Source organism: Acinetobacter sp. YK3, assembly GCF_001729365.1.
Classification (GTDB): Bacteria; Pseudomonadota; Gammaproteobacteria; order Pseudomonadales; family Moraxellaceae; genus Acinetobacter; species Acinetobacter vivianii.
Map to the genome: position 1 here is coordinate 20,164 of NZ_LZPJ01000029.1, position 6,972 is coordinate 27,135.

Here is a 6,972-nt window from a genome sequence, read left to right on the forward strand (position 1 = left end):
AGCTCGCCTCATCGTCTTATTTTATTTAGCTAATTTAAAAATAAAAAGTCGAGGTTAATATAAACCTCGACTCATTAAAACATAAACCGTTGAAAAATTAGAAGCTATATTTAGCCATTAGACCAACGCGGTTATCTTTGTAAGACTGACCAGCAAACGTTTCACGCTTACCGTTGACATATTCGACACCTAAATCAATTGGTTTAACTGGTGTATAGATGAAGTTGATCCACGCTTGTTGAACTTTTTCATTTGCAGAAGCATTTAATCTTGCAAAGTCAGTACCGTCATCAGCGAATTGAGCACCATATGCTAGAGTAGAACGTAAGTTAGGTAGAACCTTATACGTTCCGCCTACTTGTACTGCTACAAATTCATTTTGCTCGATAGAATTCCCATCCACTGCGTAAGGAGTGTTACTACCATATAAATAACTATTATCACCAACAACATATGATGCATCAGCAAAAAGTTTTAAAGGATCAGATACTTTAAAATCAGTACCAACAGCTACGCCCCAACCAGTTTTATCATCATTAGCAAGCTGTGATTTATACTTTTCGACTAGAACACGCGCTGAAGCTGAACCTTTACCTTCTGCATAGCCTTGAGTAATTTTAGCCGTTAATGCTGGTAGGCTATACTTAATACTATCGCCTGTTACCGAAGTAGTGCTATCACCTTTTTCAGCAGAAACAAATAATTGTGTAGTAGGGCCTAACTTGTAGTTATAGCGTACTTGCGGAACACGTTTAGTACCACCACCAATGTTTGTCGAGAAGTCGATCATTTCTGGTGCATGGTTAGACAGGAAGTTTGAAGTTGTTTGACCAAATAACCAGTTGTTATATGTTAAATAAGCATGACGAATACGTAATCCATCATTCGTACCCGCAAAGTCAACTTCGATTTTACCACCTACTTTGTCGTCTCCTACAGGCGTATTAAAATCTAAACCAAGGCGTGTCGTTTTAGCAGTCGCACGTAATTTATCATGCGTTTTGCCGTCTGACTTACTTACATCACCAAAGTCGTTATCTGCACCTTCAATAATATAGTTAGCGTCACCACGAACAAAACCATAAAGGTTCACATCAGCGCCAGCTTTAGATTTAAATCCTGCTAACGGTGAAACTGGTGCAGCAACTGGTTGCGCCTTAACTTCAGCGAGTTGAACTTGCTGTTGTTGCTGTACTTGCTGTTGTTGTTGCTGTACTTGGCTTTGTTGTTGAATTAAAGCTTTTAAAGCCTCAACTTCTTTACGAAGCTGTTGAATTTCCGCTTTGTCGGAAGTTGCAGCATGTGCCCCACTCATCATTAAAGCTGTAACTGTAAGAGCTAAACTTTTAACAACTAAAGATTTACGATTAAGGAATAGATCCATCAAAAACTCCAAAAAATATATTTTATGTTGCCTATCCATGCCAAGTTGATTTACGCCATTAAATTAAGGGGCTAAAAAATCAACTCTCCTCCACTTTGGTTACATTAATTTTATTACCGCAACCAAAACCAATTTCAACGTTATGCAAGACCAAAACCAATAACCAAAGACATAAAAAACATACTTTGACTTACAGATTTTTACCTTAACTTCATGTTGTAACGAATCCTACACAACTCTCTTATCTTATAGAATGATTAAATCGTTATTTCATTATTCTTTTTTAGACTTTAGGCTAATATCCAATCTACTTGAACATTTTTCTACCCATTTTAATTGATTCACATGATTTTTCTTGTTAACACAATCCATTTTTACTCCAGTTAGCTTCCATTTGCTACCCAAACAAGATGGCACAATTAATAGAGCATTTAAATAGCTAAAAACATACATTTTTAAAAACATAGACAAAGGTAGTAGATAATGACTAGATCACTCCTTAATCGACATTAAATTTCTTTATTTCATTTAGTTAACATTATTTTTCTTGTAATTTTGCATGTTTCCAGAGAGAAATAGGGAGCAAAGTAACCGTGCCAATAATGACAATAGCGATCAAATAATGGAAATAACCAAACACATCTCCAATCATTCCACTGACTAAATACAGCAAGCCACTGACAGTCGCCATGATCGAGACCTGAAAAGTGAAGTCGGTTGCTGCAAATTGCTTACGACTATATTGCATCACCAGTGTCAACATCACCACCAAAAGCATGGCAGAGCAAGCATCTTCAAATGCATTGACGGCGTATAACCAGATCGGTGCAATTTGAGTTTGGGATTCATAAGCTTGAGCAATCACAGCATAAGCGATCAAACTGGTTATTTTTAAAATAGAGAAAACAATCAAACTCGCTGTTCTGGAAAAATGTTTGAGCAACAATCCGGCTATCCCCGCACCTACAAGCGCAGCGACCGCACCAAGCATGGTGATGTAGACGCCTATCTGGGTGAAGTTCAATCCCATATCTACCATCAGTGGCTTTAATAAAGGACCTGAAAGTCCGTCTGTAACTTTGAAACTGATCAAGACCAATAACCATGCTTTTAGTTCTTTTGAGGATTGAAAATAATTTAAATAGGCCTTAATTGCCTGCATCAATGGAACAGAAGATGTCTGCGTTCTTGTAGTTGAGTTTGCATGAGTAGGCTCTCGATAGAGCAACACAGGTAAAGTATTGAGAAACACCAACAAGGCCAAAGCCAGAAAGGTTTTTTGCCACTGTAACCAGTCCAGACACCAGAGCACTGCCCCGCCACCCACAATAAAACCTAGACGTGAACCAATCACTTGAAAAGTATTGCCCCAATGCTGCTGATCTGTTTTGAGCAAATTGACCGCCAAGCCATCGGTTGCAATGTCTTGGGTTGCGCCAGTGAAGTTCATTAAGAAAAGTAAGACAAAGAAAATAAGCAGATAACTGGGTTGATCCAGTGCCTGAATCGGGAAAAAAGATAAAATAATCAGAATGATTACACTGAATAATTGTGTGGGAATAATCCAGCTACGGTAGTGGCCTAATCGAGATAATGCCAGACGATCAACATAGGCAGCCCAAAACACCTTAATCGACCACGGCAACATCAGTAAACCAAAGCCGCCAATATGTGCCAACGATACGCCTTGCGCTCTTAAGATTACAGGCAATGCATGGGTCATAAATCCAACAGGTAAACCCTGTGCCCAATACAAAGAAAACAATAAAATGTAAACCTGTCGAAGATTAGGCATTTTGAGTTTCCAGAGCGAGGCAATAACGGGCCTTAAGTATCCAATCCTTTCATTCTTCTGGCAATAAAATCTTATTTTTTGCCAATGCAGTCCCTGTCATCAACGTTTAACATGAATAGAGTTGTCATTATTTATATTCATGTATGCCACAACATTTTCCAGATTTGCCTCCACTGGTTCCACAACGTGGAACAGCCTATAGCCGTGCATTGTGTAAAAAACTGTTCCTTGCACAAGGCTGGACTGTAGTAGGAGAAATTCCTAACTTACCTAAAGCAGTGGCTATCATTTCTCCACATACCTCAAATATTGACGGCTGGTATGGCTTTCTGGCGATTGGTGGGTTGGGATTGAAAATTACCGTACTGGGTAAAGATACCTTATTCAAGCCCCCGCTCCAGCCGCTATTAAACTGGGCGGGACTGATTCCCGTTCGTCGTGACAGTGCGCATGGCCTGACTGAACAAGTGGTTGCCACCATTCAACAGCATGACAAAATCTGGGTCGGTATGGCGCCTGAAGGGACACGTAAAAAAGCCGAAAAAATGAAAAGTGGTTTTTATCACATTGCGCATGCAGCAGGCATTCCAATCGTAATCTTTGCTTTTGATTATGACCATAAAACCATTTATTGTTTGGGGGAATTTACTCCGACTGGTCATTATCAGCAAGACCTTGATCAGATCATGCAACGTTACGTTGGGCACTTCTCGCCGAAAAATCCAGATTGGCTGGCTGAACCCTTACAAAAACTTGTGAAAAAAAACTAGAAAATTAAGGGCAAATCTGCTCTGATGTGCGCATCTTTTTTGTACATTTTATCTGCATTTGTTATGAACATTGCTCGACTGTCTTGCTTGGCTGTTTTTGGTCTTGCTTTATTTGGTTGTGATCAAATCACAAAGAAAACACCGCCTACATCAGCAATTCAGGCCCGTGAACCTGTGGTTGCCATTGCATTAGGTGGTGGCGGTGCCAAAGGCTTTGCACACATTGGTGTCATCAAAGTTTTAGAATCACATGGCATCAAACCTAAAATTGTGACTGGCACCAGTGCAGGTAGCTTTGTTGGTAGTATTTATGCCAGCGGTCAAACACCTTATCAAATGCAGAACCTTGCCTTAAAACTGCAAGAATCTGATTTGCGTGATCTCACCATTAATAGTCAGGGCATTATTCTTGGTCAGAAACTACAGAATTATGTAAATAGCCAAGTCGGCAATAAACCGATTGAACAATTCCCGATTCGTTTTGCCGCAGTCGCCACCCGTTTAGACAGTGGCAAAAAAGCCGAGTTTATTAAAGGTAATGCTGGTCAGGCAGTACGTGCATCTTGCAGTATTCCCAATGTGTTTGTGCCTGCGGTTATTGGCAAGACCAAATATGTGGATGGTGGTTTAGTCAGCCCAATTCCTGTAAAAACCGCAAAGGATATGGGTGCTGATATTGTGATTGCCGTGGATATTTCTGCACGTCCCGTCGGTGGTAAGCCGCTCAGCATGTGGGGCTTGTTAGACCAGACCATCAATATCATGGGCCAACAAAGTATTAATGAAGAACTGAATCAGGCAACGATTGTGATTCAACCGAAAGTGGGTCATCTGGGCGTGCTTGACCTTAAATCGAGTAATGAAGCTATTTTAGAAGGTGAAAAGGCAGCTCAAGCCAAGATTACGGCGATTCAAAATGCGATTACCGCATTTAAAAAATCTCCTGCTGCCTTAAAACCAGCACCACGACCAAAATTCTAAAACCCCACCTAAAAGGCTGTTGAAAGCTATTAAACTTGCAAGATGTGCAAGATCTTTAATCATCAACAGCCGCAATGCCTAAAAAAACAATCTTTTCATATTCATAAAGATAATCATCTGTTACAGTGCTAAGGTGAATATTTTTTCACCTCTACTCCGTTTAGTTATGCGAGCAAATCTATGGAATTTGTAGTTGAACCTTGGCACTGGTTTGTATTAGGGATTTTACTGATTCTTTCAGAATTGATTTTGCCTGCTTTTGCTGCATTGTGGTTTGGCATAGCAGCAGTCATGGTGTGTATTTTACTGTGGCTTTTCCCGATGATGGGTTTTACCACCCAAGTGATTACTTGGGGTATTTTATCTATTTTATGTACGATTCTTTGGTTCAAATTTATCAAACCGCTTTCGATTGATAAAACCAAAGCAGGTCTCCCTCGCGAAGCAACCATTGGTCAAGTTGGTATGGTGATCCAGACTGGTCTTGAACATGGACAAATTATTGTGCGCTTTCCGATACCTGTTTTAGGTTCTGATGAATGGCATTGCCGTTGTACTGATCCAGTACAGGTCGGTGATCGCGTTCGGGTGGTTGATATTTTGGGTAATGATTTAGTCGTTCAACCTCATACGTCATAAACACAAAGAGGGTTTCTAATGTCTGTCGGTACGATTGTTGTTTTAGCTTTTTTAGCTTTTATCGGTATAACCATTTTTAAAGGGGTTCGTATTGTTCCCCAAGGTTATAAATGGATTGTGCAACGTTTAGGTAAATACCATACCACGTTGAGTCCAGGTCTAAACTTCGTGATTCCTTATGTGGACGAAGTGGCTTATAAAATTACCACCAAAGATATTGTTTTGGATATTCCTTCACAAGAAGTAATTACCCGTGACAATGCTGTGTTGGTGATGAATGCCGTAGCGTATATCAATCTTACTACACCAGAAAAGGCGGTGTACGGGATTGAGAATTATACTTGGGCAATTCAAAATCTTGTTCAGACTTCACTTCGTTCTATCGTGGGTGAAATGGATCTGGATGATGCGCTTTCTTCTCGTGACCACATCAAAGCGAAATTAAAAGCTGCCATTTCTGATGATATTTCAGATTGGGGCATTACCCTGAAAACCGTTGAAATTCAGGATATTCAACCTTCACACACCATGCAGGCCGCTATGGAAGCGCAAGCAGCCGCTGAACGTCAACGTCGTGCGACTGTGACCAAAGCTGATGGTGAAAAACAGGCGGCAATTCTGGAAGCAGATGGTCGTCTGGAAGCGTCTCGTCGTGATGCAGAAGCACAGGTTGTTCTTGCCGAGTCTTCACAACGTGCCATTGAGATGGTGACAAGTGCAGTAGGTGATAAAGAGATTCCTGTGGCTTATTTACTCGGTGAACAATACGTTAAAGCAATGCAGGATTTATCTAAATCTGGCAATGCAAAAACAGTGGTTCTCCCTGCCGATGTACTCAATGCCATTCGTGGAATTATGGGCAAACACTAAACCCACTTTCCAATAACAATAAAGCAGCGTTTTTTCGCTGCTTTATTTTTTAAGCTTCCCCGATCAGCTTTCGGGTCTTAACTGGAAGTTTCTTGATAATGAGATCATAGGAATCCTGAATGAGATCCTGTACCAGATCAGGCGTGATCTCTGGACTACTGGCAATCGAAATCCAGTGTTTCTTATTCATTTGATAGCCCGCTGAAATTGAAGAATAGAGTTCCTGATATTCCAGACTTTTCTCAGGCTTACATTTCACCGTTACAATTAATTTTCCTGCATTAAAACCAATATACATAAACATTTTATCGAAGACTTTGAACACCTCAAAATCAGGGCCAAAAGGTTGCGACTGGATTGAAAATGCCAGATTTTGTGCATAGTGCAAAGCGCATTGTTCGAGTTGGTTCTGATTCATGACATCTTCCCTTTTACGCGATCTTCATCATTGTTTTGCTTTATTCTAAAACTGTTTTTAAATCATGATTATCTATATTCTCTAAAAATAAAGACCATACAAGATGGTCTTTTAT

8 protein-coding genes are annotated in these 6,972 nt (G+C 40.2%); 4 read left to right on the forward strand and 4 right to left on the reverse strand.

Annotation, left to right across the window (positions count from 1 at the left end):
- Positions 1-97: 97 nt before the first annotated feature.
- The 3 genes from A9Z07_RS03575 to A9Z07_RS03585 form a co-directional block, all read right to left on the reverse strand.
- Complete coding sequence (locus tag A9Z07_RS03575; protein ID WP_069576830.1) at positions 98-1,384, reverse strand: DcaP family trimeric outer membrane transporter; 1,287 nt, start codon at positions 1,382-1,384, stop codon at positions 98-100.
- Between the two features lie 273 nt (positions 1,385-1,657).
- The gene (locus tag A9Z07_RS03580) at positions 1,658-1,849 is read right to left on the reverse strand and encodes a hypothetical protein (RefSeq protein WP_032811053.1); all 192 of its coding nucleotides are present in this window, start codon (positions 1,847-1,849) and stop codon (positions 1,658-1,660) included.
- A 73-nt stretch (positions 1,850-1,922) separates the two neighbouring features.
- Positions 1,923-3,179: an MFS transporter gene (locus A9Z07_RS03585; RefSeq protein WP_069576832.1), complete on the reverse strand. Its 1,257-nt coding sequence runs from the start codon at positions 3,177-3,179 to the stop codon at positions 1,923-1,925.
- Positions 3,180-3,322: 143 nt separating this feature from the next.
- On the opposite strand from A9Z07_RS03585, the gene A9Z07_RS03590 reads away from it, so the two are divergent.
- From A9Z07_RS03590 to A9Z07_RS03605, 4 genes are all read left to right on the forward strand, one after another.
- A complete protein-coding gene (locus tag A9Z07_RS03590) occupies positions 3,323-3,949 on the forward strand; it encodes a lysophospholipid acyltransferase family protein (protein WP_069576834.1) in 627 nt (208 codons plus the stop codon).
- A gap of 63 nt (positions 3,950-4,012) precedes the next feature.
- Entirely contained in the window at positions 4,013-4,930 is a 918-nt protein-coding gene (locus tag A9Z07_RS03595) for a patatin-like phospholipase family protein (protein WP_032863967.1), read from the forward strand.
- Between the two features lie 180 nt (positions 4,931-5,110).
- Positions 5,111-5,569, forward strand: a complete 459-nt coding sequence (locus tag A9Z07_RS03600; protein ID WP_005259288.1) for an NfeD family protein — start codon at positions 5,111-5,113, stop codon at positions 5,567-5,569.
- An 18-nt stretch (positions 5,570-5,587) separates the two neighbouring features.
- Positions 5,588-6,439: an SPFH domain-containing protein gene (locus A9Z07_RS03605; RefSeq protein WP_047429660.1), complete on the forward strand. Its 852-nt coding sequence runs from the start codon at positions 5,588-5,590 to the stop codon at positions 6,437-6,439.
- Between the two features lie 49 nt (positions 6,440-6,488).
- Here the strand turns inward: A9Z07_RS03605 and A9Z07_RS03610 are convergent, their stop codons facing one another.
- Positions 6,489-6,857: an MmcQ/YjbR family DNA-binding protein gene (locus A9Z07_RS03610; protein WP_069576836.1), complete on the reverse strand. Its 369-nt coding sequence runs from the start codon at positions 6,855-6,857 to the stop codon at positions 6,489-6,491.
- Positions 6,858-6,972 lie beyond the last annotated feature (115 nt).